Annotated in this window: 27 protein-coding genes; 12 read left to right on the top strand and 15 right to left on the bottom strand. The window is 68.7% G+C overall.

Annotated features, from left to right (window positions below; all coding sequences use genetic code 11):
- Positions 1–80: 80 nt before the first annotated feature.
- A complete protein-coding gene (locus O5M90_RS16850) occupies positions 81–3,683 on the bottom strand; it encodes an L-glutamate gamma-semialdehyde dehydrogenase (RefSeq protein ID WP_440402195.1) in 3,603 nt (1,200 codons plus the stop codon).
- A gap of 100 nt (positions 3,684–3,783) precedes the next feature.
- Between O5M90_RS16850 and O5M90_RS16845 the strand changes: the two genes are divergently transcribed.
- Together O5M90_RS16845 and O5M90_RS16840 are read left to right on the top strand one after the other, a co-directional pair.
- Positions 3,784–4,248, top strand: coding sequence for an Lrp/AsnC ligand binding domain-containing protein (locus tag O5M90_RS16845; protein WP_262972160.1), 465 nt, complete (start codon positions 3,784–3,786; stop codon positions 4,246–4,248).
- 163 nt (positions 4,249–4,411) lie between these two features.
- A complete protein-coding gene (locus tag O5M90_RS16840; protein WP_137944352.1) occupies positions 4,412–4,612 on the top strand; it encodes a hypothetical protein in 201 nt (66 codons plus the stop codon).
- On the opposite strand, the gene O5M90_RS16835 is transcribed toward O5M90_RS16840, so the two are convergent.
- From O5M90_RS16835 to O5M90_RS16825, 3 genes are all read right to left on the bottom strand, one after another.
- Positions 4,545–5,267 carry a phosphatase PAP2 family protein gene (locus O5M90_RS16835; protein WP_269839650.1) on the bottom strand — a complete coding sequence of 241 codons (723 nt, stop codon included), beginning with the start codon at positions 5,265–5,267 and terminating at the stop codon, positions 4,545–4,547. The genes O5M90_RS16840 and O5M90_RS16835 overlap by 68 nt on opposite strands.
- Positions 5,268–5,300: 33 nt before the next feature.
- Entirely contained in the window at positions 5,301–7,544 is a 2,244-nt protein-coding gene (locus O5M90_RS16830) for a putative bifunctional diguanylate cyclase/phosphodiesterase (RefSeq protein WP_269839649.1), read from the bottom strand.
- Between the two features lie 151 nt (positions 7,545–7,695).
- Positions 7,696–9,756 (bottom strand): NADPH-dependent 2,4-dienoyl-CoA reductase, encoded by a 2,061-nt coding sequence (locus O5M90_RS16825; protein WP_269839648.1) that lies wholly within the window; start codon positions 9,754–9,756, stop codon positions 7,696–7,698.
- A gap of 141 nt (positions 9,757–9,897) precedes the next feature.
- On the opposite strand from O5M90_RS16825, the gene O5M90_RS16820 reads away from it, so the two are divergent.
- The 7 genes from O5M90_RS16820 (at position 9,898) to O5M90_RS16790 (ending at position 16,481) form a co-directional block, all read left to right on the top strand.
- Complete coding sequence (locus O5M90_RS16820; RefSeq protein WP_269839647.1) at positions 9,898–11,178, top strand: DUF4397 domain-containing protein; 1,281 nt, start codon at positions 9,898–9,900, stop codon at positions 11,176–11,178.
- Between the two features lie 128 nt (positions 11,179–11,306).
- A complete protein-coding gene (locus tag O5M90_RS16815) occupies positions 11,307–12,257 on the top strand; it encodes a DMT family transporter (RefSeq protein WP_137944357.1) in 951 nt (316 codons plus the stop codon).
- Between the two features lie 46 nt (positions 12,258–12,303).
- Positions 12,304–13,062 carry a substrate-binding periplasmic protein gene (locus tag O5M90_RS16810; protein WP_269839646.1) on the top strand — a complete coding sequence of 253 codons (759 nt, stop codon included), beginning with the start codon at positions 12,304–12,306 and terminating at the stop codon, positions 13,060–13,062.
- A 69-nt stretch (positions 13,063–13,131) separates the two neighbouring features.
- A complete protein-coding gene (locus O5M90_RS16805; RefSeq protein WP_269839645.1) occupies positions 13,132–13,896 on the top strand; it encodes a helix-turn-helix domain-containing protein in 765 nt (254 codons plus the stop codon).
- A 57-nt stretch (positions 13,897–13,953) separates the two neighbouring features.
- Positions 13,954–14,835, top strand: coding sequence for a LysR family transcriptional regulator (locus O5M90_RS16800; RefSeq protein WP_269839644.1), 882 nt, complete (start codon positions 13,954–13,956; stop codon positions 14,833–14,835).
- A 153-nt stretch (positions 14,836–14,988) separates the two neighbouring features.
- Positions 14,989–15,777 (top strand): SDR family NAD(P)-dependent oxidoreductase, encoded by a 789-nt coding sequence (locus O5M90_RS16795; RefSeq protein ID WP_269839643.1) that lies wholly within the window; start codon positions 14,989–14,991, stop codon positions 15,775–15,777.
- Between the two features lie 86 nt (positions 15,778–15,863).
- Positions 15,864–16,481: a nitroreductase family protein gene (locus O5M90_RS16790; RefSeq protein ID WP_269839642.1), complete on the top strand. Its 618-nt coding sequence runs from the start codon at positions 15,864–15,866 to the stop codon at positions 16,479–16,481.
- Between the two features lie 16 nt (positions 16,482–16,497).
- On the opposite strand, the gene O5M90_RS16785 is transcribed toward O5M90_RS16790, so the two are convergent.
- The gene (locus O5M90_RS16785) at positions 16,498–17,121 is read right to left on the bottom strand and encodes a hypothetical protein (protein ID WP_269839641.1); all 624 of its coding nucleotides are present in this window, start codon (positions 17,119–17,121) and stop codon (positions 16,498–16,500) included.
- A gap of 128 nt (positions 17,122–17,249) precedes the next feature.
- On the opposite strand from O5M90_RS16785, the gene O5M90_RS16780 reads away from it, so the two are divergent.
- Positions 17,250–17,675 carry a TfoX/Sxy family protein gene (locus tag O5M90_RS16780; RefSeq protein WP_269839640.1) on the top strand — a complete coding sequence of 142 codons (426 nt, stop codon included), beginning with the start codon at positions 17,250–17,252 and terminating at the stop codon, positions 17,673–17,675.
- Positions 17,676–17,783: 108 nt separating this feature from the next.
- Here O5M90_RS16780 and O5M90_RS16775 read toward each other — a convergent pair whose 3' ends face one another.
- The 3 genes from O5M90_RS16775 to O5M90_RS16765 are packed head-to-tail and all read right to left on the bottom strand — an operon-like array spanning position 17,784 to position 19,149.
- Positions 17,784–18,365, bottom strand: coding sequence for an RES family NAD+ phosphorylase (locus tag O5M90_RS16775; protein WP_269839639.1), 582 nt, complete (start codon positions 18,363–18,365; stop codon positions 17,784–17,786).
- 9 nt (positions 18,366–18,374) lie between these two features.
- Positions 18,375–18,845, bottom strand: a complete 471-nt coding sequence (locus O5M90_RS16770) for a hypothetical protein (RefSeq protein ID WP_269839638.1) — start codon at positions 18,843–18,845, stop codon at positions 18,375–18,377.
- A gap of 13 nt (positions 18,846–18,858) precedes the next feature.
- Positions 18,859–19,149, bottom strand: a complete 291-nt coding sequence (locus O5M90_RS16765; protein WP_269839637.1) for a hypothetical protein — start codon at positions 19,147–19,149, stop codon at positions 18,859–18,861.
- A gap of 354 nt (positions 19,150–19,503) precedes the next feature.
- Between O5M90_RS16765 and O5M90_RS16760 the strand changes: the two genes are divergently transcribed.
- Positions 19,504–19,782, top strand: coding sequence for a hypothetical protein (locus O5M90_RS16760; RefSeq protein WP_332909468.1), 279 nt, complete (start codon positions 19,504–19,506; stop codon positions 19,780–19,782).
- Between the two features lie 84 nt (positions 19,783–19,866).
- Here O5M90_RS16760 and O5M90_RS16755 read toward each other — a convergent pair whose 3' ends face one another.
- The 7 genes from O5M90_RS16755 to O5M90_RS16725 all read right to left on the bottom strand — a co-directional run bounded on the left by O5M90_RS16755 (position 19,867) and on the right by O5M90_RS16725 (position 25,783).
- Entirely contained in the window at positions 19,867–20,871 is a 1,005-nt protein-coding gene (locus O5M90_RS16755; protein ID WP_269839636.1) for a S41 family peptidase, read from the bottom strand.
- Between the two features lie 71 nt (positions 20,872–20,942).
- Positions 20,943–21,620, bottom strand: a complete 678-nt coding sequence (locus O5M90_RS16750) for a DUF4286 family protein (protein WP_269839635.1) — start codon at positions 21,618–21,620, stop codon at positions 20,943–20,945.
- On the bottom strand, positions 21,620–22,504 hold the full coding sequence (locus O5M90_RS16745; RefSeq protein WP_269839634.1) for a shikimate dehydrogenase: 885 nt from the start codon (positions 22,502–22,504) through the stop codon (positions 21,620–21,622). The genes O5M90_RS16750 and O5M90_RS16745 overlap by 1 nt, the downstream gene beginning before the upstream one ends.
- Positions 22,501–23,796: a TRAP transporter large permease gene (locus O5M90_RS16740; protein WP_269839633.1), complete on the bottom strand. Its 1,296-nt coding sequence runs from the start codon at positions 23,794–23,796 to the stop codon at positions 22,501–22,503. The genes O5M90_RS16745 and O5M90_RS16740 overlap by 4 nt, the downstream gene beginning before the upstream one ends.
- Entirely contained in the window at positions 23,793–24,296 is a 504-nt protein-coding gene (locus tag O5M90_RS16735) for a TRAP transporter small permease (RefSeq protein ID WP_269839632.1), read from the bottom strand. Before O5M90_RS16735 ends, O5M90_RS16740 begins: the two co-directional genes overlap by 4 nt.
- A 7-nt stretch (positions 24,297–24,303) precedes the next feature.
- Entirely contained in the window at positions 24,304–25,296 is a 993-nt protein-coding gene (gene dctP, locus O5M90_RS16730; protein WP_269839631.1) for a TRAP transporter substrate-binding protein DctP, read from the bottom strand.
- A gap of 37 nt (positions 25,297–25,333) precedes the next feature.
- On the bottom strand, positions 25,334–25,783 hold the full coding sequence (locus O5M90_RS16725; protein ID WP_262972183.1) for a type II 3-dehydroquinate dehydratase: 450 nt from the start codon (positions 25,781–25,783) through the stop codon (positions 25,334–25,336).
- Positions 25,784–25,849: 66 nt separating this feature from the next.
- Between O5M90_RS16725 and O5M90_RS16720 the strand changes: the two genes are divergently transcribed.
- Entirely contained in the window at positions 25,850–26,644 is a 795-nt protein-coding gene (locus O5M90_RS16720; RefSeq protein WP_269839630.1) for an IclR family transcriptional regulator, read from the top strand.
- The last annotated feature ends 25 nt before the right edge of the window (positions 26,645–26,669 follow it).

The following is a 26,669-nucleotide window of genomic DNA, read 5'->3' as shown; positions in this document are numbered from 1 at the left end:
CCCCGATCGGTGACCCTAGCGATCGACTGCAAACATCTCATGACTGTGCGAGAGGGCAGCTGACGGCGCTCCCTCCCGCCTCAATGCCCCCCAGCCAGTAACGCCGCGTTGCCCCCGGCGGCAGCGGTATTGATCGTCAGCGTCTGCTCCGCCGCGAAGCGGTAGAGCTGGCCGACGCTGCAGGCTTCGAAGACCGTGATCAGCGGGAGGATGGCGCCGGGGCGTTCGGCCAGCTGGCGCTGGACCTGGCGGGCCAGCGCGGCGTCGGGCGTGGCCAGGCAGACGCCGGCGATGCCGGCGCTGGCGATCCAGGCGGTTTGGCCCTCGTGGCCGATGACTTGCACCAGGCTCCGGTCCAGACCGGCGCCGCTCAGCGCCTGCAGCAGCTTCTCGGCGAGCGGCCGGCTGTGCTCATCGACCAGCAGGGCCAGCGCATTGCCGGCCAGCAGTGCGCTGGCGACCACACCGCTCAGGCCGCGCTGGCCGGCGCCGGCTGCCAGGGCGACGAAGACGCCGCGGGCATGCTGGCGCAGCTCGTTGCTTTCGCCGGTGGGGCCGGGCAGGGTCTTGGGGGTCAGGTCTTGCTCGGCCTGCTGGGCCAGGGCAGCGATCAGCGCGGCGCTGGCGGTGTCCAGGCCAGCGCCGGCGCGCTTGAGCAGCGCGGCGCGTTCGGCCACCGGGCGCTCGCGCCAGTGCGCCTGGGCCTGCTGCAGCGCGGCCAGCGCGTCGGCGGGGAACGGTGCCGCGTTGCCGCTGGTGCCTGAAGTGGAAACGGCCGCTGCGGACGATTCGAGGCCGGCCTCGGCCACTGCCGCAAAGCGCTGCAGATAGTGCGGGCCGCCGGCCTTGGGGCCGGTGCCGGACAGGCCCTCGCCGCCGAAGGGCTGGACGCCGACCACGGCGCCGATGATGTTGCGGTTCACATAGACATTGCCGATCCTGGCCAGGCTCGCGAGCCGCTGGGCGCGGCTGTCGATGCGGGTCTGGATGCCCAAAGTCAGGCCGAAGCCCAGCGCGTTGATCTGTTCGATCACCGCGTCCGGCTCGCCGCTCCAGCGCACCACATGCAGCACCGGGCCGAAGATCTCGGCGCCCAGCTGGGCGATGCGGCCCAGCTCGAAGGCCACCGGCTGGACCAGGCGCGGCATGCTGTCGTGCACCGGCGCCTCGGCGATCAGTGTCGCCTCGCGCTTCAGGCGCTCGACATGGCGGCTGATGTTCTCGAAGGCCTCGTCGTCGATCACCGGGCCCACATCGGTGGCCAGATCGTCCGGACGGCCGACCCACAGCTCGCGCAGCGCGCCGGCCAGCATCTCGATCAGGCCGTCGGCAATGCTCTCGTGCACGCACAGCAGGCGCAGCGCCGAGCAGCGCTGGCCGGCCGAGCGGAAGGCGCTCTGCACCACGGCGTCGATGACCTGCTCGGACAAGGCGGTCGAGTCGACCAGCATCGCGTTGATGCCGCCGGTCTCGGCGATCAAGGGAACGATGGCGCCCGGCTTGGCGGCCAGGGTCTTGTTGATGATTTGCGCCACCTGGGTCGAGCCGGTGAAGCAGACGCCGGCGGTCTGCGCATGGGCCACCAGGCCGGCGCCGACCGTCTCGCCGGCACCGTGCAGCAGTTGCAGCGCATCGGCCGGCACGCCGGCCTCGTGCAGCAGCTCGACCAGCTTCAGCGCGACAAAGGGGGTCTGCTCGGCCGGCTTGGCCGCCACCGTGTTGCCGGCCACCAGGGCGGCGACCACCTGGCCGGCGAAGATGGCCAGCGGGAAGTTCCAGGGGCTGATGCAGACGAAGACGCCCCGGCCGCTCAATGGCGAAGGCTGGGCCTGGGCCTCGTCGGCGTAGTAGCGCAGGAAGTCGACCGCCTCGCGCACCTCGGCGATGCAGTCGCCGGCGGTCTTGTAGGCCTCCTTGACCAGCAGGCCGCTGAACTCGTGCAGCCGCGCATCGAGCGCATCGGCGGCGCGGCGCAGGATGGCGGCGCGCTCGGCCACCGGCGTGGCGTTCCAGGCCGGGAAGCCGGCCGCCAGGCGCTGCATCGCGGCCTCGACCTCGGCGGCCGTGGCCTCGGCCACCGACTCGATGCGGGCGGCGGCGATCGCGTCGACAAAGGGTTGGCGCTGGACCGGCGCGGTCAGGTCGGCGCCGCTGGAGTTGGCGCGGCGGCTGCCGTACAGCGCCAGCGGCAGCGGCAGGGCGCCCTGAGCGGCCACCTGCTCCAGCGGCGAGCCCAGGAGCTCGGGCACCTGCACATTTACATCGGCCAACTGGTGGACGAAGGAGCTGTTGGCCCCGTTCTCCAGCAGGCGGCGCACCAGATAGGCCAGGAGATCGCGGTGCTCGCCGACCGGGGCGTAGACACGGCAGGGAATCGTGCCGTCCTTCAAGACCTCGCGGTAGACGCCCTCGCCCATGCCGTGCAGGCGCTGCATCTCGAAAGGCGCACCGGCCTTGCGCGCCATCTGCACGATGGCCGCGATGGTGCCGGCGTTATGGCTGGCGAACTGCGGATAGATCACATCGGCATGCGCGATCAGCGCCTGGGCGCAGGCCAGATAGGAGACATCGGTGTGCTGCTTGTGGGTGAACACCGGGTAGGCGGCCAGGCCCTGCTCCTGGGCGCGCTTGATCTCGCCGTCCCAGTAGGCGCCCTTGACCAGGCGCACCATGAAGCGCAGCCCATGCTTGCGGGCAATCGCCGCCACCTCGTTGACCACGTCCAGCGCGCGGGTCTGGTAGGCCTGCACGGCCAGGCCGAAGCCGCGCCACTGCGGGTAGTGGCCGGCGATGCGGGCCGCCAGCGCGTCCAGCACATCCAGCGAGAGCTCGAGGCGGTCGACCTCCTCGGCATCGATGGTCAGATTGATATTGGCCTGGGCGGCCAGCTCGATCAGCTGCCAGACCCGGGGCAGCAGCTCGGCGAACACGCGCTCGCGCTGCAGCACCTCGTAGCGCGAGAACAGCGCGCTGAGCTTGATCGAGATGCCGTCAGCGGACTCCGGCGAGGCTGCCTTGGCGCCGGCCGCGATGGCCTTGATCGCGCCGACATAGGCGGCCTGGTAGCGGCGCGCGTCGCTCTCGGTGCGGGCGCCCTCGCCCAGCATGTCGTAGCTGAAGCGCAGCATCGGCTGGGCCTTGCGGGCATCCGCCGCCTCGCTCATCGCCTCCTGGATCTGGCGGCCCAAGACGAACTGGCGGCCCAGCAGCTGGATCGCGCGCACCGTGGCCGCGACCACCGTCTGCGCGCCCAGCCGGGTCAGCAAGCCGCCCTCGCCCTCGGCATTGGGCAGGAACTTCTTGGACAGCGAGATGGCCGAGGCGGACAGGCTGGCCAGCATCTTGTGCGGCCCCTCCGACGCCCCGTCGAACTGGCCCCGGCCCAGCTGGTCGGCCGTCAAGGCGATCGCGGTCGGCACATCGGGCACGCGCAGCAGCGCCTCGGCCAGGCGCATCAGCGCCAGGCCCTCGCTGCTGGTGATCGGGTATTCGCGCAGCAGCGATTCCATGGCCCAGAAGGGCGCCGGGTTGGCGCGCACCTGCTGCACCCAGGGGCCGGCCTGATCGATCACCGCCGGCCAGTCGAGGCTGACGCTGGCGGCCAGCGCGCTGACCACCGGGATCTCGGCGCGGTAGGGGTCGGGCAGACGGGCAGCTTCGGGCAGCAGGGCAAAGGCGGTCATGACGGTCCCCAGAGTGGTGGAGCTAGTGAATGCCTGAACTTTATTGGTCTCTCACATGGATTAAATTCGGAAGCAAGACACTTCAGACGAGAAAAATCCCGTGACCGACGACCTCGACAAGATCGATGCCCGCATTCTGCGCGCGCTGCAGGCCGATGGCCGCATCTCCAACCTGAAGCTGGCCGAGGCGGTGCATCTGTCGCCGACCGCGGTGCTGGAGCGTGTCAAGCGCCTGACCCGCGAGGGCTACATCCTCGGCTACGAGGCGCGGCTGAACCCGGCCAAGCTGGGCGCCAGCATGCTGGTCTTCATCGAGATCCTCTTGGACCGCACGGTGCATGATGTGATGGACAACTTCAAGGCCGCCGTCCAGGCCCGGCCCGAGATCATGGAATGCCATCTGGTGGCCGGCGGCTTCGACTACCTCTTGAAGACCCGGGTGGCGGACATGGGCCACTACCGCGAGTTCATCGGCAGCGTGATCTGGACCCTGCCGGGCGTGCGGGAGACCCGCACCTATGCGGTGATGGAGGAGGTCAAGCACACGACGGCGCTGCCGATCTGAGGTGCCTAGGCGGTGAAAGGCTGAGTTTCAAGGTCTTTCGGAGCCCCCCGGCGGGGGTGGCAAGACCACCCCTCCCCCATCGCCCCTCCCTGCGTGTGATGGGAAAGCGCCCGGCCGGCGACCACACTGAATCCATCGCCAGCCCACTTTCCCGGAGTCCACCATGCAAGTCCAGGCCCGCCAGACCACCACCGCCACCCAAGCCGGCCAGGCCCTGATGGCCGCGCTGCTGACGGAGCCGGGTGCGCGCTGCGGCTGGTTCGACTCCAGCTTCGAGCTGAGCCAGGGCCTGGTGATCAGCGAGGAAGCGGACGAGACGGTGCTGGCGCTGTGGTGCCAGCAAGGCGGTGCGGCGCTGCACTGAGCCTGGGCGGCAGCCGGCGACGATGCAGGTCCTGGCGGGTATAGACCTGGGGCCGGCCCGAGAGCTGCAAGGACAGCTCCACCATCAGATCATGGCTGCGCGAGCGCGGCGCGCTCAGCGGCAGGACCAGCAGGCCGGCGGCCAGCACGGCCGGCAGCCACAGCGGCAGGGCCAGGCGCAAGGCCGGCGCGCCGCGCAGCGCCATCACGCTGGCCAGCGCGCCGAGCGCGAAACCGCTCGCCGATTCCGAGGCCGAGTGAGCGTGTACTTCCAGTCTGGAGTAGGCCACCAGGGCAGCCAGCACAAAGCTGGCGATCACGGCCAGCTTCTGCATCAGCTTGTCTCGCCCCAGCAGCGCGACCCAGGCCAGTAGCGGAAAGCAGGCGGCGGCAAACATCGCATGACCTGAGAAACCGGTGAAGTCCCAGCGCGCCGAGCCATGGCCCCAGCCCATGAAGGCCACCTTGCTGAGCGCGGTCAGCCCGGCGGCCAGGGCCAGGCAGACCAGCCAGCGCAGCACCAGCCGACCCTGGCCGGCACCCAGCCAGAGCCACAGCATCGCGGCCAGCAGCAGCGGCACAAGGATTTGCGCCTCGCCCAGCCGGGTCAGCAGCGTCCAGACGGCGAGCGGTGAAGAGTCCGGGTTTTCCAGCATGGCCGGCATGCTACGCGATGACGCCCCGGCCGATCAGGCCAGCTGCAGGCGGCGCACGGCCGGCTTGCGGTCGGGCTCGGGCGGCGGCGTGAAACTGAAGTCCTCGGGTGGCATCGCACGGCCGTAGAACCAGCCCTGGGCCCAGTCGCAGCCCTCGCGCTTCAGCCAGGCGGCCTGCTCGGCGGTCTCGACGCCCTCGGCCAGCACATCCAGGTTCAGGCTGCGCGCCAGCACGATGACGGTGCGGGCAATCGCCGCCACATTGCTGTCGGTGCCCAGCTCGGAGACGAAGCTGCGGTCGATCTTCAGGGTCTGCACCGGCATGCGCTTCAGATAGGACAGCGAGGAATAGCCGGTGCCGAAGTCGTCGATCGCGACCCGCACGCCGCGCTCGGTCAGCTGGGTCAGCAGCGCGATGGCCGCCTCGGCGTCCTCCAGCAGCAGGCTCTCGGTGACCTCCAGCTCCAGCGCCTGCGGCGGGCAGCCGGTCTCGGCCAGGATGAAATCGACGGTTTCGACAAAATCGGCCTGGCGCAGCTGGCGCGCCGAGACGTTCACCGCGATCTGCTGCGGCTTGCCCGGCTGGCCCTGCCAGCGCGCCGCCTGGGCGCAGGCCTCCTGCAGCACCCAGCGACCGATCGGAATGATCAGGCCAGTGTCCTCGGCCAGCGGGATGAACTCGGCCGGCGAGATCGGGCCGCGGGTCGGATGACGCCAGCGCAGCAAGGCCTCGGCGCCGATCAGCTCGCCGTCGGACAGGCGCACCTGCGGCTGGTATTCGATGCGGAACTGCGCCGCCTCATTGGCCAGGCGCAGCGCATGGGTCAGCTCGAAGCGCTGCTGCACCGCCTGGGTCAGCTCGGGCCGGTAGGCCTGGACCGTGTTGCGCGCGCTCAGCTTGGCGCGGCACATCGCGGCCTCGGCATTGCGCAGCAGGTCGTCCACCGTCGTGCCGTCCGTCGGGAACAGCGCCAGGCCGATGCTGGCGCCCAGATTGAAGCGCTGGGCGCCGACCATGATGGGCTCGTCCATGGCCTGGATCAGCCGGTCGCCCAGGCGCATTGCGGTCTCTTCGTCGACCAGGCCCGAGAGCACGACGACGAACTCGTCGGCCCCGACCCGCGCCACCGAGTCGCTGGCCCGCACCACATTGATGAAGCGCTCGGCCGTGACCTTGATGACCTCGTCGCCGGCGGCATGGCCGGCGATGTCGTTGACATCGCGGAAACCGTCCAGATCGATATAGAGCACGGCCACGCAGGTGTGGTCACGCTGGGCGATGCTGATCTGGCGCGTCACGCGGTCGCGCAGCAAGGCCAGATTGGGCAGGCCGGTCAGGCGGTCGTGCAGCGACTGGTGCAGCAGCTCGGCCTCGGTCTGTTTGATCTTGGAAATATCGGTCAGCACCAGCAGATGCTGCAGCGGGCTGGAGCTGCCGGGCTGCACCCGCACCAGCGTCGCCCAGACCGGCACCGGCTCGCCGTCACGCCGGCGCAAGGTCAGCTCGCCGCACCACTTGCCCTCGCGCTCCAGCGCTTCGGCAAGCTGGGCCTGCAGCTCGGGCGCCTGCTCGCCGGGGCGCAGCGGCTGCGGCAGCTGGCCCAGCACCTCGCGCGAGTCGAGGCCGCTGATCTGGAAGAAGGCCGGGTTGGCATCGACCACCCGCACCTGGGCGTCGAGCAGCAGAATGCCCTCGGCGCAATGCTCGAACACCATGGCCGCGCGCTTGAGCTCGTCCAGCGCCAGCTGCAGCTCGGTCATGTCGCGCGCCACGCCCAGCAGGCCCAGCGACTGGCCCTCGGCCCGCACCGGCGCCTGCTGCATGTCCAGGCACAGGCGCACACCGTCGGTGCCGCGCGCCCAGGCGCGGCCGCGCTCGGGCAGCGGCTCGGGCAGGTCGGCATCGCGCTTGCCCTGCAGCTGCGCCTCGCTGAGGCCGATCAGGCGCTCGAAGGCCGGGTTGCAGGCCTCGTAGGCGCCGCTAGCGTCCTTCAGATAGACCGCGTCGGGGATGGCATTGAGCAGGGCCGCCAGGCGGCTGCGCTCGCGCCGCGCGGTGAGCAGCTCGGCGCGGCGCTGGCGCAGCCAGCGGCGCTGCTGCCAGACCAGGCCCAGGGTCGCGCCCATGGCCAGCGCGCCGACCACGCAGAAGGCGCCCAGCCACAGCGTCGGGTCGTGCAGTCCGCCGGCGGTGTCCGCCCAGGCGGCGGCCGCCGGCAGCGACAGCAGCGCGAATCCAGCCAGCGGCCGGTGACGGCGACGGTTGATCAAGCTCATGGACGGACAGACCCTCGGTTCACGACATGCCGGCGCGACGCTGCACCGGTGGTGACTGCTTTATGTGTCACAAGCGCTCGTGGCGCTTGTGCCCTCATCATTCCCTGAGGCTGTCGGAAGTGTCCGCGCCCGGCTTGAGTCTGGCTAGGGTTTACAGGCTGCTGCCGAGCCGGGTTCCCTGCAATATTGCACGCTTGGCATCGAGTTCTCCGGCCTCCAGCGCGCCGCCGATCAGGTGCACGCTGCGCCCGGCCGCGCGCAGCGGCGCCTCCAGTTCGCGCAGCGGCTCCTGGCCGGCGCACAGCACCACGGTGTCGGCCGCGACCAACTGCATGTCCTGGCGCTTCTCGCCATAGCTGACCCACAGGCCCTCGGCGCTGATGGCCTCGTAGTTGACGCCCGCCAGCATCTCGACCTGCTTCATCTTCAGCGCCGCGCGATGGATCCAGCCGGTGGTCTTGCCCAGGCCCGCACCGGGCTTGCCGGCCTTGCGCTGCAGCAGCGTGATCGCACGCGCCGGCGCCGAGGGCTGCGGCCGGCGCACGCCGCCGCGCACCTCGCCGGGATCGGCCACGCCCCACTCGCGCTGCCAGGCCGCCGGATCGAGCGTCAGGGAGTGCCCCCCGTCGACCAGAAACTCCGCCACATCGAAGCCGATGCCGCCGGCGCCGACGATGGCCACGCGCTGCCCCACCGGCGCGCGCCTGAGCAGCACATCGATATAGGACAGCACCATGCCGGCCAGCGCCGGATCGTCCTGGCCCTTGATGCGCGGGTTGCGCGGCGTCACGCCGGTCGCCAGCAGCACCTCGTCAAACGCCATCAGCTCGGCGGCGGCCACCCGCTGCTGCAGATGCAGCCGCACGCCGGTGATCTCGAGGCGGCGGCCGAAATAGCGCAGGGTCTCGCTGAACTCTTCCTTGCCGGGAATGCGCCGGGCCAGGTTGAACTGGCCGCCGATCTCGGCCGCGCTGTCGAACAGATGCACCTCGTGGCCGCGCTCGGCCAAGGTGGTGGCCGCAGCCAGGCCCGCCGGGCCGGCGCCGACCACGGCGATCTTCTTGCGCGGCGTCTGCGTGGCCGAGATCGGCACGATGCGCAGCTCCTGCTCGAAGGCGGCGCGCGGGTTCACCAGGCAGGTCGAGATCTTTTGCGCAAACGTGTGGTCCAGGCAGGCCTGGTTGCAGGCGATGCAGGTGTTGATCTCGTCGGCCCGGCCCTCGCGCGCCTTCTTGACGAACTCGGGGTCGGCCAGAAAGGGCCGCGCCATGCTGACCATGTCCGCGCTGCCCTCGGCCAGCAGGCGCTCGGCCACCTCGGGCGTATTGATGCGGTTGCTGGTGATCAGCGGCGTCGTGATGCCCGCTGCCCGCAGCTCGGCCCTGAGTTTGGCGGTCACCCAGGCAAAGCCGGCGCGCGGCACGCTGGTGGCAATCGTCGGGATGCGCGCCTCGTGCCAGCCGATGCCGGTGTTGATGATGGTCGCGCCGCCGGCCGCGACCCGCTTGGCCAGGGTCAGGACCTCGTCCCAGCTGCTGCCGCCGGGCAGCAGATCCAGCATCGAAAGCCGGTAGATGATGATGAAGTCGGGCCCGACCGCCTCGCGCATGCGCGCGAGGATTTCCAGCGGCAGACGCATGCGGTTTTCATAAGAGCCGCCCCAGCCGTCGCTGCGCTGGTTGGTGTGGGTGACCAGGAACTGGTTGATGAAATAGCCTTCCGAGCCCATCACTTCGACGCCGTCATAGCCGGCCTCGCGGGCCAGCCGGGCGCAGCGCACAAAGGCGCGGATCTGGCGCTCTATGCCTCGTGCCGACAGCTCGCGCGGCGTGAAGGGCGAGATCGGCGACTGGATGCGCGAGGGCGCGACGCAGAAGGGGTGGTAGCCATAGCGCCCGGTGTGCAGGATTTGTAAAGCGATCTTGCCACCCTCGGCATGCACGGCCTGGGTGATCTGCCGGTGCCGCCGCGCCGCACCCGAGCTCGCCAGCGTGCCGGCGAAGGGCTTGGCCCAGCCCTCGATATTCGGCGCGAAGCCGCCGGTCACGATCAGCCCGACCTCGCCGCGCGCGCGCTCGGCGAAGTAGACCGCCATGCGCTCGAAGTGCTTGCGTCCGTCCTCCAGCCCGGTGTGCATGCTGCCCATCAGCACGCGGTTCTTCAAGGTCGTGAAACCGAGGTCCAGCGGCTGCAGCAGATGGGGATAAGACATGGCGGGCAATCCTCGGGGGTCAGGTCGTGTCGGATGACACCTGGGATGGTAGCCCCAACACTTCTTCACACTCAGCAATACCAGGACAAAGCCCAGCAATGTCGGCCCGCTCCAATCGCGCCCAACAACAAGGAGTGAGAGATGGTTTCGAGGCGCTTGATCATGGGTGTGGCGGTTTCCGCAGCAATGCTGGCGGCCTGCGGTGGCGGCGGCAGCGACGACGACAGCGGCAGCGCGCAGATCCGCCTGGTCAACGCCAGCAGCGCCTACAGCACGCTGGACCTGACGGTCAGCGACAGCAATGTGGCCACCGGCGTGGCCTACGGCGGCGCCAGCAGCTATGCCTCGGCCAAGGCGGGCGAGAGTGTCACCGCCTTGGTCAAGTCGGCCGGAAGCACCCTGAGTTCGCTCTACCCGACCCTGACCAAGGGCAGCCATTACAGCCTGATCGCCTATGGCTGGTCCGGCAATATGAAGAGCACCATTCTTCAGGAAGAGGAAGTGGCGCCGGCCGAGAACTACAGCAAGCTGCTGGTGCTGAATCTGGCCGCCGACGCCGGCACGCTGGACGTCTACCTGACCCAGAACACCGACAGCCTGGACAACGCCTCGCCCACCATCAGCGCCATCACCGGCGGCGGCAGCAGCGGCTACACCTCGATCAGCAGCGGCACCTACCGCGTGCGCGTCACCGGCGCGGGCAAGAAGAGCGATCTGCGCCTGGACATTCCCAGCATCACGCTGAGCAGCAAGCAGGTCGGCTCGCTGGTGATCACGCCGACCCCCGGCGGCGTGCTGGTCAACAGCATCCTGATGACCCAGCAGGGCAGCGTTGCCGCCCATGGCGCCACCAATGCGCGGGCCCGTGTGGTCGCGGCGGTGGCCGACGGCGCCCAGGTCAATGCCAGCTTGGCCGGCACGGCCCTGATGCCGACCTCGACCGCGCCCAGTATTGGCGAGTACCAGATCGTCGCCGCCGGCAGCCCCAGCCTGCTGGTCCACGTCAACGGCCAGGCCGTGCCCGTGCCCGCCCCTGCGCTGACGGCCGGCAATGACTACACGGTGCTGGTCTGGGGCGAGCCCGGCGCGCCGCAGGTCAGCGTGATCGGCGATGACAACCGCCTGCCCGCCACCACGGGCACGGCCAAGTTCCGCGTCATCAACGGCGTCGCGCGCCTGAACGCCGGCCTGACGATGACGCTGGACTACAGCGCCATCGCCAGCAATGTGACGCCGGGCACGGCCTCGGCGGTCGCCACGGTCAACAGCAGCAGCAGCTCCCTGCTCAATATCACCGCGCCGACCTCGGCCACACCGGTCTACAGCGTCTCCAGCCTGCCGGTGCTGTCCGGCGGCATCTACACCGTCTTCATGATGGGCGGCGCCAACAACATCCAGGGCACCTTGCGCCGCGAGCGCTGAGCCGACGCCCCCTTCCCAGAGTTCCTCCCCTGTGACCCCGTCCAGCGTTCGGCGCTGCGGGGTCTTTTTTGCGCGCGCAGGCCGCCAGGCGCACAAGCCCCGACCGCGCCTGATGCAAGATGGCGCCCATGCCCGCCAGCGCCGCCGCAGCCGCCCGCCAGGCCCTCTGGGTCGGCCTCGCCACCATCCTGGTCTGGGGCCTGAACTTCCCGCTGCAGAAGACCCTGTTCGGCGCGATGGGGCCGGAAGGCTTTCTGTTCCTGCGCTATCTCTTGATGCCCATCTGCGCGGCCGCGCTGCTGCTCTGGCATTTCGGCCTGGCCTGGCCGCGCCTGCCACGCGCCGACTGGCTGGCGCTGCTGCGCCTGGGCCTGATCGGCCAGGGCCTGCATCTGGCGCTGGCCACCTATGGCGTGCACTGGTCCACCGCCTTCTCCAGCTCGGTGCTGCTGGCCTGCGGGCCGGTGTTCACCTTGCTGATACTGCGCGCCTCGGGGCTGGAGCGGCTCAGCCGCGCCCAGGTCGGCGGCGTTGCGGTCGCGGCGGCCGGCGCCCTGCTCTTCATGTCGGACAAGCTGCTCGGCGCCAATCAGGTTCAATGGCAGGCCAGCGGCGGCGACCTGGTGCTGCTGCTGGCGGCGGCGCTGTTCAGCTATTACACGGTGGCCAGCAAGCCGCTGATCGCGCGCCATGGCGGCGTGCTGGTGATGGGCCATGCAACGCTGATCGCCACGCTGCCGGTGCTGCTCTTCAGCGCGCCGGCCGCGCTGCGGGTCGACTGGGCCGGCCTGTCGCCCTGGCTGTGGCTGGGCGCGGTCTGGGCCGTGGTCGCCAGCGGTTTCATCGGCTGGCTGGCCTGGGGGTGGGTCAATGCCAAGCGCGGCGTTGCGCGCACCGCGCCGCTGATCTATCTGATGCCGCCGATCGCCGGCCTGGCCGCCTGGGCCAGCACCGGCGAGTCCTACACCGCCGTCAAGCTGCTGGGCGCCGCGGTGGCGCTGGGCGGTGTCGCGCTGGCCCAGTTCGCCAAGCAGGGCCAGGCGGCGTTGGTCGCAAAGGACACACCGCCACTGGACTAGCGCCGTGCGCTTGGCGGTAGCCGGTCTGCTGTGCGAGCATCGCCCCATGTTCTTCATCTCCCGACGCCATCTGTTCGGCGCCGCCCTGGCCCTGCCAGCGGGGGCCCGAGCCACCCCCTCTTTGCGCATCGTCAGCGGTGATCTGCCACCGTTTGCGATCGAAGGCCAGCCCGGGCGGCCGGGCGTGCTGGTGGAGCTGGTCGAGGAGCTGGCGCGGCGCGCCGGCCACGCCGTCAAGGTCGAGTTCTACCCCTGGGCCCGGGCCATGCAGATGGCCAGCGCCCAGCCCCGCGTCGCGATCCTGCCGCTGACGCGCACGCCCGAGCGCGAGCCGCACTACCAATGGCTGCTGAAGCTCTATGTGCAGCACTTCGTCTTCATCAACCGCGCCGGCCGCCCCCCGGTCAGCAGCCTGGAGCAGGCCAAGCGGCTCAAGCTGACGGTGCTGCGCGCCAGCCCCAATCTGGCCCAACTGCAGCGCCACGGCTTCAAGGAGGAGCTGGTGCTGCAGGCCCACAGCGTCGAGGACATGCTGCGCCAGCTCGAACGCGGCCATGTCGACGCGATCTATGGCGGCGATGTGATCAATATGGACAAGGTGCGTGGCAGCGGCCGCGACCCCGCGCAGTTCCAGGTCGGCCTGGAGCTGGAGTCCGGCGAGGTCTGGCTGGCGGCCAGCGCCGGCATCGACGAGGCCGAGCTGGCGCGGCTGCAGGACGCCCGGCAGGCGATGCTGCGCGACGGCAGCATCGAGCGCCTGTTCAAGGCCTACGGCATCAGGCCGCGCGCCGAAGACCTGCGCTGAGTTGGGCTGCTGCTGGCGATGACCTGCCAGGTCATTGCGGCAAGACCTGGCCCCGCTAGGATGGCAGCCATGAACACCTCCACCCTCGCCGCCCTGCGCACCCAACGCCGCATCAGCCAGCTGGAACTGTCGATGCGGGTGGGCGTCTCGCAACGCCACCTCAGCTGCATAGAGACCGGCCGCTCGCGCGCCAGCCGCGAGATGCTGATGGCCGTGCTGGACGCGCTCGACGCGCCGCTGGCCGAGCGCAACAAGGCCTTGCTGGCGGCCGGCTATGCGCCGGCTTACACCGAGACCAGCCTCGACGACCCCGAGATGGCGCCGGTGCGCGCAGCCCTGAGCCATCTGCTGCAGGCCCATGACCCCGCCCCGGCCCTGGTGATGGACGGCACATGGACACTGCTGATGGCCAACAGGGGCATGCGCGGCCTGATGCGCCTGCTAGGCGTGGACCCGGCCCTGCTGGACAGCGGCGACTTCAATCTGCTGCGCGCCTGCCTGCTGCCCGGCGGCCTGCGCCATCTGTGCGTCAACGAGGACGAGGTCTGTGCCGGCCTGTGGCAGCGCGCCAGCGGCGAAGCCCACCATGTGCCGGCGCTGCGCCCGCTGCTGGAGGAGCTGCGCCCCCATGTGCCGAAGGCGCTGGCACCCGCGCCGGTGACGCCGCTGATGCACACCCGATTGCGCTCCTCGGCCGGGGAGCTCGCGCTGTTCTCGGCCTTCACGACCTTCGGCACCCCGCTGGACGTGACCGTGGCCTCGCTGAGAGTCGAGCATTTCTTCCCGGCCGATGCGGCCACGCGGGAGGCGCTGGCGCGGGCGGCGTCGGACTGACGGCCCCCCTTTCCCTCACAATCACCCAGCTCCACTTAGCCTCCACAGGCCCCAGCGATGGACCGGATCGATGCACTGCGCTTGCTGCTGGACGTGGCCGCGGCCGGAAGCTTCTCCGGCGCGGCGCGGCAGCGCGGGCTCGCCACCTCCACGGTCGCCTCGGCGGTCAGCCAGCTGGAACAGGAGTGCGGCGTCGCACTGATGGCGCGCTCGACCCGGCGGCTGGTACTGACCCACGAGGGTCAGGTCTTGTTGGCGGAGGCCCGGCGCATCGTGGCCGACTGGGACGCGGCGCTGTCCGGGCTGAAGGACCAGGGCGCCCTGGTCGGCCCGATCCGCCTGACGACGACCAACGACTTCGGGCGCAGCCAGCTGCGCCCGCTGCTGGACACCTTCCAGGCGAGGCACCCGAAGCTGCGCCTAAGCCTGCTGCTCAGCGACAGCACGCTGGACCTGATCGGCGGGCAGATCGACCTGGCGATACGCACCGGCCCGCTGGTCGACTCCGGCCTGCATGCGCGCTTGCTCGTGCGCGGCGAGCGCCTGGTGTGTGCCGCGCCGGCCTACTGGGCCCGGCACGGCAAGCCCGCCCATCCGCGCGAACTGGTGGCGCACAACTGCATCGTGCTGGCCCGGCCCGATGCGCCGCTGGCGGCCTGGCCCTTCCGTGAAGACGGCAAGGCCTTCAGCGTCAAGGTCAGCGGCGACCGCGAGGCCAGTGATGGCGGCCTGCTGCGCGAATGGGCGCTGGAGGGGCACGGCGTGATCCTGAAAAACCGCTGGGATGTCAGCCAGGATCTGGCCGAGGGCCGCCTGCAGACCGCGCTGGACGGCTTTGCCGCCGGGCACATCGACCTGTTCGCCGTCTACGCCGGCCATCCGCCGAGCCGGCGGGTCGCCGCACTGGTGGAGCACCTGGCCGCGGCCCTGGCCCCCTGACTCGTCAGCCGACTCAGCGCCTGCTTCGCGAAAGCTCGAAAACTGCTTTCGCGGCCGGACGGATTATCAGCAGGCGCCTCCGCTCCTACGATCTCTTCACTGCCCACCGCCATCGATGCGCGAACGGGCCGATCAATATCGAAGAGGTCTTCCATGAATATCGATCTGAGTGGCAAGACGGCCCTCGTCACCGGCTCCACGCGCGGCATCGGCCATGCCATCGCCACCGGCCTGGCCCGTGCCGGCGCGGCCGTGATCATCACCGGCCGCCGGCAGGAGGATGTGGACCAGGCGATCACGCGGCTGCGCGCCACCGTGCCCGGCGCCCAGGCCCGGGGCTTCGCCGCCGATCTGGGAACGGCCGCCGGCTTTGACGCGCTGAAAGCGGCGGAGCCGACGGTGGACATCCTGGTCAACAACCTCGGCATCTTCAATCCTCAGGCCTTCGAGAAGATCGACGACGAGGAATGGGAGCGCTTCTTCCAGATCAATGTGATGTCCGGCGTGCGCGCCAGCCGCCACTATCTGCCGGACATGCGGCGCAAGAACTGGGGCCGCGTCGTTTTCATCTCGTCCGAATCGGCCCTGAACATCCCGGCCGACATGATCCACTACGGTTTCACCAAGACCGGCAACCTGGCTGTCTCGCGCGGGCTGGCCAAGAGCCTGGCCGGCACCGGCATCACGGTCAACGCGGTGCTGCCGGGGCCGACGCTGTCCGAAGGCGTTCACCAGATGGTGGCGCCCGGCGTCGATGCCGACGCCGCGCGGCGGCTCGCCGATGCCTTCGTCAGGACGCACCGCAGCTCGTCCATCCTGCAGCGGGTGGCCACGCCGGAAGAGGTGGCAAACATGGTTGTCTATGTCTGCTCGCCGCAGGCCTCGGCCACCACCGGCGCGGCCCTGCGCGTCGATGGTGGCGTCGTCGACACCATCGCCTGAGCCCCTCCCCAGTCCCCTCGCGCCTCCCCTCGCGCACCGGCCTCCGGTCGCGCGGGCCAAGCTCACCCTCGATACAAGAGATCCCCATGACCAACCCCGTCCATCAAGCCATCCAGCACCGCCGCACCACCCAGCTCTTCGACCCGCTGCGCGGCCTCGACGATGCGCAGATCCGCGAGCTGGTGCAGCTCGCCACCCTGGCACCCAGCTCCTTCAATCTGCAGAACTGGCGCTTCATCGCCGTGCGCAGCCAGGCCGCCAAGGAGCGTCTGCGCCCGCTGGCCTGGAACCAGGCCAAGATCACCGAGGCGGCCGTGACCTTCATCGTCTGCGGGCAACTTGCCAGCCATGAGGTGATGGCGGCACGCCTGGCCCCGTCGGTCGCCGCAGGCTTCATGCCGGCCGAGATGGTGGCGGGCTGGGAGGGCGCGGCGAAGAGCCTGTATCACGAGCAGCCGCAGCGCCAGCGCGACGAGGCCGTGCGCTCCGCCACTCTGGGCGCCGCCACGCTGATCCATGCCGCGCAGGGCGCCGGCCTGGGCGCGGCGCCGATGATAGGCTTCGATGCCGACGCGGTAGCGAGCGCCTTCGGATTGAAGGCCGACGAGATCCCGGTGCTGCTGCTGGCGGTCGGCCATGCCTCACCCGGCAACTGGCCGCAGAAGCCACGCCGCCCGCTCGCCGAGGTGCTGGATCTGGTCTGACCAGCAGCGCGGCGGATCACCGCGGCAGATACAGCCGGTCCGAATAGGTGGCCAGCCACTGCGGCCGGAAGGCCACGAAGATGGCGCTGAACATGCCGGTGATGAAGGCATCGCCCCAGGCGCTGAGCCAGCGGCCCAGCATCAGGTCGGCCTCGCTCAGCGAGGCCATGCCGCCATGCAGGGCCAGCGCCGCCGCGCCGCTGAGCGTGCCGGCCAGCAGGGTGGCGAAGAAGCCCCGGCCCAGGATGTAGACCATCAGATGCTGCGGCAGCCAGCGCCGCACACCGGCGCCCAGTCCCAGCGCCAGCGTGGCCGGCAGCAGGCCCAGCCACACACCGCGCTGCAGCGCCTCGGCCCAGGACAGATCGGCCAGCCAGGCCGTCAACAGCGTCACCGGCACCAGGCCCAGCACCGCCAGCGGCCAGCCCGCCATCAGCAGCAGCAGGCAGGCCCCCGACAGCGGCTGCAGCACCGCCGACTGCGCCAGCCGGTCGGCGCTCCACAGCAGCGGCATCCCCGCCACGCCCCAGGCCAGCCAGGGCCAGGGCGGACCGCCCGGCGGCAGGCCGCGCCAGGGGCGCAGCAGCAGCGCAACGCCGATCGCGGCCAGGGCCAGCAGGAGATTCAGGAGCCAGTGCATGGGAGGATTGTCGGCACTTGGGCCGCTAGCATCACCCGGGCGGGCCGATGCCATCGCGCCCCGCCCTTGCTGACCACTGCTCGTTCTTCTTTACCCTCCTCGTTCCTTCCGCACCTCCTGGAGTCGCCATGCCGCGCAGCACCGCCCCCGAAATCACCCGCGCCAAAGCCCGGCCGCCGGGCGCGGACTTCGCCGACTACTGCTGCGAGCTGCTGGGCAGCCTGGGCGAGGTGCAGGCCAGGCGCATGTTCTCGGGCTGGGGCCTGAGCGTGGACGGCCTCACGGTCGCGATCATTGCCTGGGACCGGCTCTACCTCAAGGCCAACGCCCAGACCCAGCCCCACTTCGCCGCCGCCGGCTGCCAGCTCTTCGAATACGAAGCCCAGGGCAAGACCCGGCGCCTGCACTACTACACCGCCCCCGACAGCGCGCTCGAGTCCCGCGCCGCGATGCAGGCCTGGGCGGATTTGGCCGTGCAGGCGGCGGTGGCAGCGAGGAAGCCGGCGGGGAGGAGGGGCGGGGTGGGGAAGGCGGGCAGGTTGGGCGGGCGCTGATGGAACGTCACTGCCCCGCTAGGCAGCGTGACGAAGGAGATCGGCTCTAGTGGGTCAGGTGCTTGCGGGCACTGGGCCGTGTCAGGCCTTCAAGTCAGACCGGCGCCATCACGGTGTCAGCGGGACTTGGGAGCCCTTCAGCGCGGCTGCGATCACTGTGTGCAGGTTGCCCGTGCCGGGTTCGACCAGGCGCTCCGTCCACGCCACCTTCAGGGAGGCCATGGCATCGCCGAAGACCGCGTAGCAGGCCATGTTGTTCTGCTGGGCCGAGCAGTACACGATGCCCGCAAACCCCTGCGCATGGGCGTCCGCAGCGAGCTCCTGGGTATGCGCCAGACGCAATGACTGAAGCACGGGCCAGCTCGACGCATGCATCCTCAAATCGAGGAGCGTCAGCGTGCGGCTCGCCTGCACGCACAGGAGGCTCCGGCCTGTGATGGTTTGAATGGACAGGAAGGTCGTCTCGCGTCTGGCGAGAGCCTCGTAGGCTGCCGTGTCGGGCGCTTCGGCGAAATAGCCCACCGGCACGCCAGCGACATCGAAGCGGCCGTTCAGGAGTGTCGAGGGAGGGAGCAACAGCCTGCCGATCCGGACGGTGCCGGCGCGCACGCGGCTGCGCTGGATGCGGAAGAGCGCCGTGGGCGCGAGGAGATCGAACGCCGGGGCGTATTCGAGATCGGAGAGCTTCATGCGAATGCGTCAGGTGCCTTCCGCCGCAGCCAGGTCAAGCACGCGCTCCGTGAGGCCTTGCTCGATCGCCGCCCTGGGTGTCTTCCCGTCGAGGCCTCCGAGAGGGGTCTCCAGGAACGACAGGAGGGTCCACCCTTCGGTGGTTCCCAGGGCCTTGGAGAGCTTCGGGATTAGCTCCCAGAACTGCGGGTCGAACTGCCAAACGGGCAGCCGAAATCCTCGGCGGGTCTGGGTGAGGCCGATTGCTCGGCCCTTGGAGATCCAGGCGTTGATGGTCACGCGAGTGGTGGCGGCGATGCTGGCCGCGTCGTCTGTGTTCACGATGTCCGCGGCCTGCAGGCGCTCATTCCGAGCAGCAAGGCTGCTCGCCAGGAGCGACTTGGTCTGGGCGGCTGAGACATAGGGCGAGGGGCGCTTGGGCGCCCTGACAACGCGTGCGGTGTTGCGGACGGTGGAAATGGAGGAGGTGGCGGGCTTCATGAGTGAGCTCGAATCAGGGTGCATTGCGGGCGTTCACCTTGGCTGGGCTGAAGAAGCCAGCCAGCGCACGGGCGAGAATGACGATGGAGTGACCGTTGTTGGGCTTCGGCGCGGGCTTGCGCAGCGGCAGCAGGCGGAGGGACCTACGGTTCTCCGGGCCGGCGTTGAAGATGGCGGCGAGAGACTTGCAGCGGTTGCTGAATAACTCGACGAAGATGGGCAGCGTGTGGCGGCGCTCGATGATGCCGGCCACAGCCTGAAGGGCTGAGAGCACCTTGTCCAGTGAGTCTTTCAAGACGATCATCACGACCTCCATGACGGTAAGTTCGTTAAGTTCGATTATGCCACCTGCAGCTCTGGCGGTCTACGGCCGCAGAACTTAGGCAGAGGGGGAAGCCCCACCACCCTTTTCTGACTTGGCAGCGATGCGCTGCAGGTGCCAGCCACGCTGACCACTTGTGCCGGCCATGACCAACCGATCGGCGGCACTACGCTGCAACCGATGGCTGGAAAAGTCTAGGTTTGTCGGACACCTGCCCGGTGTCAGCGCAGCGTCGCGAACGACACCACCGTGAGGGCGGGTGTCCGACAAACCTAAACTGATCCGGTCTCTTTTCCAAGAAGCTGGTGCTATATTTTTTGCGCTATTGAGCGCACAGTGGCAGCTCGTGAGAAAGCGCGCTACTGGCATATCGAAATCATGGAATGGGTCCCTACGGTCTTCATCGCGTTCAAGGTCGGCGTGCTGAGCATTGGCATGTTCTATGCCGTCAAATGGCACTACGACCAAGGACAGAAGAAGGGGACGGAGACGCAGCGCGCAGTACTTCGCGCGAGCCTGAAGCTCGCCGCAGTGTTCGTGGTGTTGGTCGTCGTCCTGTTGCTCGTCACCTTCAGCGTTGGCACAAGCCTCGGCTTGGACTTGAACCTTCCATGATTGCAAAGGCTGTCATCGCGGCGCACGCCCTCGCAACTCCAGAAGCCACCGGTGCAGCCGCGGGAGTCCCAGGCCCCCGTCGCCCTACTCGTTCAACTTCTTGTTTATTTCTTCCAGTTGACGAGGGTTCCGAGTGGACTCCTTCAGTGCCGCCAGCGCCATCCTGTAAGCCACATGGCGCGCCTGTGCACTCGTCGCTTTCACGTCGGGCTGAACGCCGACATGCTCCCAGTTTGCCTTCGAGATGGGGTTGATCGCCTGCCCAATGGGAATGGCAGCGCGATACCCATGGCCCAGTTCGAAAAAGCGCCAAGGGTTCGCACCCCCTTTGGTGGTTTCGCCGACGATGGTTGCCCGACGCAGCTGTTTCAGGTTGTAGGCAAACTCCTCGGCGGCCGAAAACGTTTCAGCGCTGGTCAGGACGTACAGCGGCACATCCGTACGCCTTTTGCCGTCGATGTCTTCCAGGGTCCAGAATTCGGTGGTGGTGTTCGACGGCTTCCAATAGAAGCTGTTCAAGTGAACCTTGCCAGCCAGCAGGTAGCTGCTGATCAGTCGCACCATATCGCCACTGCCGCCACCATTCTTCCTGAGGTCGAAAATGATGGCATCGGTGTCGGCAACCATGGCCATGACCGTTTTGACCCGGGTTCTCGAGGCGTCATTGACATTGTCGAAACCCCAGAAATCGACATAGCCGATATTGCCGTCAAGTATTTCGACTCTCTCAAAGCCAGAATTCTTTCGTCCCAGCTTGGCGAACCAGTCTTCGCCGCCAGCCCCCGCACTTGCGTGCTTCTGATCTCTCCACTGGACGCCAAAATGCTTGTCGAACCGGCGCAACGATGCGGTCAACAGCTCGGTCATTTCCTGGTGTGTTGAAACACGTTCCATCGAACCCGAACGAATCGCTTCATCCAGCGTCTTGTTGATCGCACCGACATGCTCGCTAAGTACGTAGTTGTCTCCTATCTCTTGCCTGAGCTTGCCTACGATCAGGTCTTTTTCCTGTTGCGTGATTGCGGCACCAGTAGCGAGCGAGGACATCGCCAGCGAGAAAGCAGCGGCAGCAATGGACTTGGTTATCAAGTGGCGACTCCATGGTTAAGGGCGTGAACGAACTCCCCTGATTGGAATCGAGTCTAAACCTGGGGCTCGGTTCAGCAGGCTTCTGCGCTGGTCGATGCGCCTCTGAGCCCATAGGCCGCAGTGACCGACCCGGTGGCCGCCCCGGCGTTCTGCAGCGCTGCCGCTGACAGTGCGGATTCGGCAAGCCGCGCCAGCGCCGGGGCGTCGTAGCCGGTCGCGATGAAGATCCAGTCCGCCGCCTGGTCTGCCAGGCCGCGCAGGCGCTGCTCGGTGGTCGGTGCGATGGCCGGCTTGTCGGTCTGCAGCAGTTGCGCGCCGACCAGACCCGGATGCGCGGGAAGCGTCCGCACCAGCGCGCGCAGATGGCTTTGCAAGCGCTGCTGCTCGCCGGCCGCCGGTGAGCAGCGTAGCGTCAGCGCGTGGCCCGCCACGGCGCTCCCGCAGCTTTCCAGCACGCGGCATGGGCTGCGCACCATGGCGCGGTGCTGCGGCATCATCTTCTTCGACCAATCGCTGGGGGCGTTCAGGCGCGCCAGATAGTCCGGCGAGACCAGGGCCTCGTAGCTCGCCAGTTCGTACAGCACAAAGAAGCCCGGGCCGCCCTCGGCATCCGCCCAGCGCGATGCCCGCAGAAAACCCGGCAGCGCCAGCCGCTCCGGGAAGTGCTCGTGCGAGTGCCAGTGCTCGAACTCCTCGCGCACCTCGGCATCGATGTCCCACCACATCGCGAGCGCGGCTTGACCCAGCATCATGTGCTCCTGTCGGGATCGGGCGGCGCGAGCCGCAGCAGGCGCCGGAAGTGCTGTTCCATGCGCGCCGCATCGGCCTTCAGGCCGGTGAACAGCTCGAACGCACCCACCGCCTGGCCGACGGCCATGTGGCCGCCGTCCATCGTCGCGCAAGCTCGGGCGCGGGCCGCCTTCAGCAGCTCGGTCTCGAGCGGAAAGTACACCACCTCCGAGACCCATAGCGAGGGCTGCAAGAGCTCGGCGGCGAGCGGCAGGCCGGGCAGCTTGGCCATGCCGGTGGGCGTGGCGTGGATCAGGCCGGTCGCGCCTTGCAGGGCCCGCGCCGCATCGCCATGCGCGCTGACGCGAAACGGGTAGCGCAGGTTCAGCGCCTCGGCCAGCGCCTGAGCCCGCGCGGCGTCGGTGTCCACCAGGCGCAGCTGCGCCGCGCCCAGACTCAGCACCGCCTCGGCGATGGCCGAGCCGGCGCCGCCGGCGCCCAGCAATACGACGCAGCCGAGGTCGGCACCCGGGAGCGCTCGCCGGAAGCCCCAGGTCCAACCGGAGCCATCGGTGTTGTGGCCAAGCAGCCGGCCGCCGCGCAAGACCACCGTGTTGACCGCGCCCATGGCCTGAGCCTGCGGTGAGAGTTCGTCGAGCAGCGGTATCACGGCCTGCTTGCAGGGATAGGTGATGTTCAGGCCGGCAAAGCCCATCATGCGGGCGGCGGCAAGCAGCGTCGGCAGCTGTCCGGGTGTTGCTCCACAGAGGTCCAGATCGATCAGCTGGTAGTGCAGGCGCAGCCCGTGCCGGCGCGCTTCCTCTTCGTGCAGGGCCGGGCTGAGCGAGCGCTGGATGCCGGCGCCGATCAGGCCGAGCAGCAGCTTCTCGCCCGGCGCGTTCACCCGGTATACCCCGCCAGGCGCGGCAGCCACAGCACCATGTCCGGCCACACCGTCACCAGCGCGAGCGCGCCCAGCATGACCAGCAGGAAGGGAAGCACATCGCGCATCAGCACCGGCAGCGACACATTGGCGATGCGCATCATCATGAAGAGCAGCAGGCCATAGGGCGGCGTCACCAGGCCTATCATGATGTTCAGCACCGCCATCACGCCGAAGTGAACGGGATCGACGCCCAGCGCGGTGGCGGTGGGAAGCAGCACCGGCAGGATGACCAGGATGATGGTGGAGCCCTCCAGGAACATGCCCAGGCCCAGCAGGATCAGATTGACCAGCAGCAGAAAGCCCAGCTGCGAGAGCTCCAGGCCCCGCATCGAGCTGCTGAGCGTGGCGGGGATGTTCTCCGAGGTGATGACGTAGTTGAACACCAGCGCGCCGGCGATCAGCATCCCGATCGAGATGCTCATGCGCGCGCTGGACAGCAGCGCCTCGTAGAGCTCGCGCCAGCCCATACTGCGGTACAGCCCGGCCGAGATCAGCAGCGCGTAGGCGGCGGCGATGCCGGCCGCCTCGGTGGGGGTGGTGATGCCGCTGTACATGCAGCCCAGCAGGATCACCGGCAGCATCAGCGCCGGGAAGGCCTCGCGCGTGATGCGGGGCATCTCGCGCAGCGGCGTCCTGGCCTCCACCGGAAAGCCGCGCCGCCGCGCCAGTCCATAGATCAGCCCCATCTGCACCGCACCCAGCAGCAGCCCCGGCAGCACGCCGGCGATGAAGAGATAGCCGATCGAGCTGCCGGACACCAGCGCATAGAGCACCAGCGGGATCGAGGGCGGCAGGATGGGCCCGATCACCGAGGACACCGCGCTGAGCGCGGCAGCGAAGCCCGGCGTGTACTTGCCGTCCTTGGTCATCATTGCCTGCATCAGCTTGCCAGAGCCGGCGGCGTCGGCCAGCGCGGAGCCCGACATGGTGGCGAACACAATGCTCTGCAGCACATTGACCTGGGCCAGCCCGCCGGGAAAGCGGCCGACGATGGCATTGCAGAAGCGCAGCAGGCGATCCAGGATGCTGCCGCTGCTCATGATGCTGGCGGCCAGGATGAACAGCGGTATCGCCAGCAGCAGGAAGCTGGAGTAGGTGCCGTTGAGCAGCTGCTCGGCGGCCGCGCCCATGTCCATGCCCTTGAGGTAGAGGTAGAGCACCGAGCCGCCGATCATCGCGTGGCCGACCGGCACGCCCAGCAGGCTCAGCGCGACGATGACGACCAGCGCCAGCGAGAAGGGGCTGTTCACAGCGCGGATGGCGGCGTGGGGGGCGTATCACCGCCCGGCGCGGCCGGGCCGCGGACCAGATGAAGCAGGCTGCGGGCCATGACGGCGACGGCAAACAGCAGGTAGATCGAGTACATCAGGTCCATGCGGATCCCCAGGTAGGCGCTTTTCTCGACCTTCATGAAGCTCACATAGGCCCAGGAGGCCGGCAGCGACATGCCGAACAGCAGGATCAGGCTCAGGGCGCCGATGCCGCCGACCACCCGGCGCGTGCGCCGGCTCGCCCGCTCGGCAAAGAGGTCGATGCGGATCTCGTCCTCGTCCTTCAGCACAAAGGCCGCGCCCCACAGCACCAGCCATAGCCAGGCCGCCAGAGACAGCTCGGTGGTCCAGCCCACCGGCCAGTTGAACAGATAGCGCATGGCGATCTGCAGCAGGAAGGCGACGAAGATCAGTGCGAGCAAGACCACCGCGACCGCTTCGGCGAAGCGGTGCAAGGAACGCATGAGCCGACGCAGCATCTCCAGCTCACTTCATGGCGTTGATCTTGTCGAGCATGCCGGCCGGCCATGTCTTTGCCTCGTCCGAGCCCAGATAGACCTTCTGGGCATGCTCGCGGAAGGCCGCGATATTGGGCACATAGACCTCCAGCCCCTGCTTGCGGAAGGTCTCGGCCAGCTCGGCCTCGCGCTTCTGGTGTTCGCTCGTGCTCCAGGCGATGGCCTTGTCGGCGGCGGCCTGGAAGGCGCGCTGCCGGGCCGGCGCCAGGCCCTGCCAGGTCTTCATATTGACGGTCAGCAGATCAAAGGCCACCAGATGCGAGGTCAGCACGATCTGCGACATCACCTCGTAGAACTTCATGTTCTGCACATTGGGCAGCGGGTTGTCCTGGCCGTCGATGGCGCCGGTCTGCAGGCCGGTATAGGTCTCGGCATAGGCCATCGGCGTCGGATTTGCGCCGATCGAGCGGCCCAGCATCTGCCAGGTGTCGCCGGGCGGCATGCGCAGCTTCACGCCGGCCAGGTCGGCGGGCACGTTGATGCGCTTCTTGGTCTTCAGCCCCAGATGCCGGGTGCCGAAAAAGGTCGGGCCCAGGATCTTCACCTTGAGCTGGTCCTCCACCAGCTTCTTCATCTGCGCGCCCGCCTCGCTGGCGAAGAAGCTGTTGAGGTGGTTGGCATCGCGGAACAGATAGGCCGAGGTCAGCAGCGACCAGGCGGGCACCTGCTTGGAAATGTCCTGGGGCGAGATATTGCCCATCTCCAGGTTGTCGCGCTGCAGCGCGACCAGCTCGGTGCCCTGGCGGAACAGCGTCGAGTTCAGATGCATCTCGAGCTTGAAGTCGGCCTCGATGTCCTTGGCGAACATCTTCATCATCTCGGCACGGATGTCCTTGTCGGAAAACACGGCGGCGAAGCGCAGGGTGGTCGGTGTCTGTGCCCAGGCCGGCAGCATGGCCCCGGCGGCCAGCGCGGCGCCCGCGCCCAGCAAGCTGCGGCGATCGATGCGAGAAGGGTTCATGGTCGTCTCCTTTGGAATTGTGTTGAGGGCCGGTTCTTCAAGGCGAGGCGGCCGCCAGCCGCTGGGCCAGCGCCCGGATCGCGAGCTCGTAGCCGAAGGCGCCGAAGCCGCAGATCACGCCGGTGGCGGCGAGCGAGATCAGCGAATGCTGGTAGAGCGGGTCGCGTCTATGGATATTGGTCAGGTGGACCTCGGCAATCGGCTGCTCCAGCGTCTTCAGCGCATCCAGCAGCGGGATGGACCTGAACGACAGGCCCGCCGGGTTGATCACCAGCGCCGCCGCCCGCTCACGGGCTTCCTGCACCCAGTCCACCAGCACGCCCTCGTGATTGCTCTGCCGGAACTCGCAAGCCAGCCCCAGCTCGGCGGCCACGCGCTGGCACAGCTGCTCGATCTGCGGCAGCGAGGTGCTGCCATACAGATGCGGCTCGCGTATGCCCAGCAGGTTCAGATTGGGGCCGTTGAGGATGTAGAGGGTGGCACTCATGGGCTTGATTGTTGGGCGCGGCCCAGAAAGACTTTCCATTCAGGAAACCTGTTTCACAATACAGGAATGACCCTCGCTCTGGAACGCGGACTGGCGCTGCTGGAACATCTGATCCAGCACCCGCAAGGCCTGCCCCTGACCCTGATCGCCGCCGAGCTGGACATGCCGCTCAGCGTCTGCCACCGCCTGCTGGCGGACCTGCAGCGCTACGGCTATGTGCGCCAGGCCCACAAGCAGGGCGACTATGTGCTGACGACCAAGGTGGTGTCCATGGGCCTGGGCTTCCTCAGCAGCGCGGGCATCGTCGACATCGCCGAGCCGCTGCTGGAGCGGCTGGCGCAGGCCTCGGGCGAGCTGGTGCGGCTGTCCATCGTCGACGACGATCGGCTGACCTGGGTCGCCAAGTCACAGGGCACGCGGCAGGCGGGCCTGCGCTATGACCCGGACATGGGCATGGACGCCCGGCTGTCCTGCACGGCCTCGGGCCACGCCTGGCTGATGACGCTGAGCGATGAACGCGCATTCGAACTGGTCGCGCGCCAAGGCTTTGGCCAGCCCAGCGACTATGGTCCCAAGGCACCCACCACCATCAAGGCCCTGGTCGGGTTTCTGCACGCGGCGCGTGTGCGCGGCTATGCGCTGATCGATGAGGTGTTCGCCCCGGGCATGGCGGCGATCGCGGCCCCGGTGTTCTGTCGCCAGCAGGCGATCGGCGTCATCAGCATCGCCGGCCCCCGTACCCGCCTGAGCAGCGCGCGGGCCCGCGATCTGGTGCCCGCCCTGCTCGCTGCCACCGCCGAGCTCGGACCGATCAGCAACGCCTCCAGCCTGTTCGGCCGGCCGCCGCTGGGCAAGGGCTGAGCGGGGCGGCCCCAGCGCAACGCCC

The sequence above is a fragment of the Paucibacter sp. M5-1 genome (assembly GCF_027498415.2).
Classification (GTDB): Bacteria; Pseudomonadota; Gammaproteobacteria; order Burkholderiales; family Burkholderiaceae_C; genus Roseateles_E.
The sequence above is the reverse complement of the archived record's forward strand: the minus strand, read 5'-3'. Positions and strand labels throughout refer to the sequence as shown.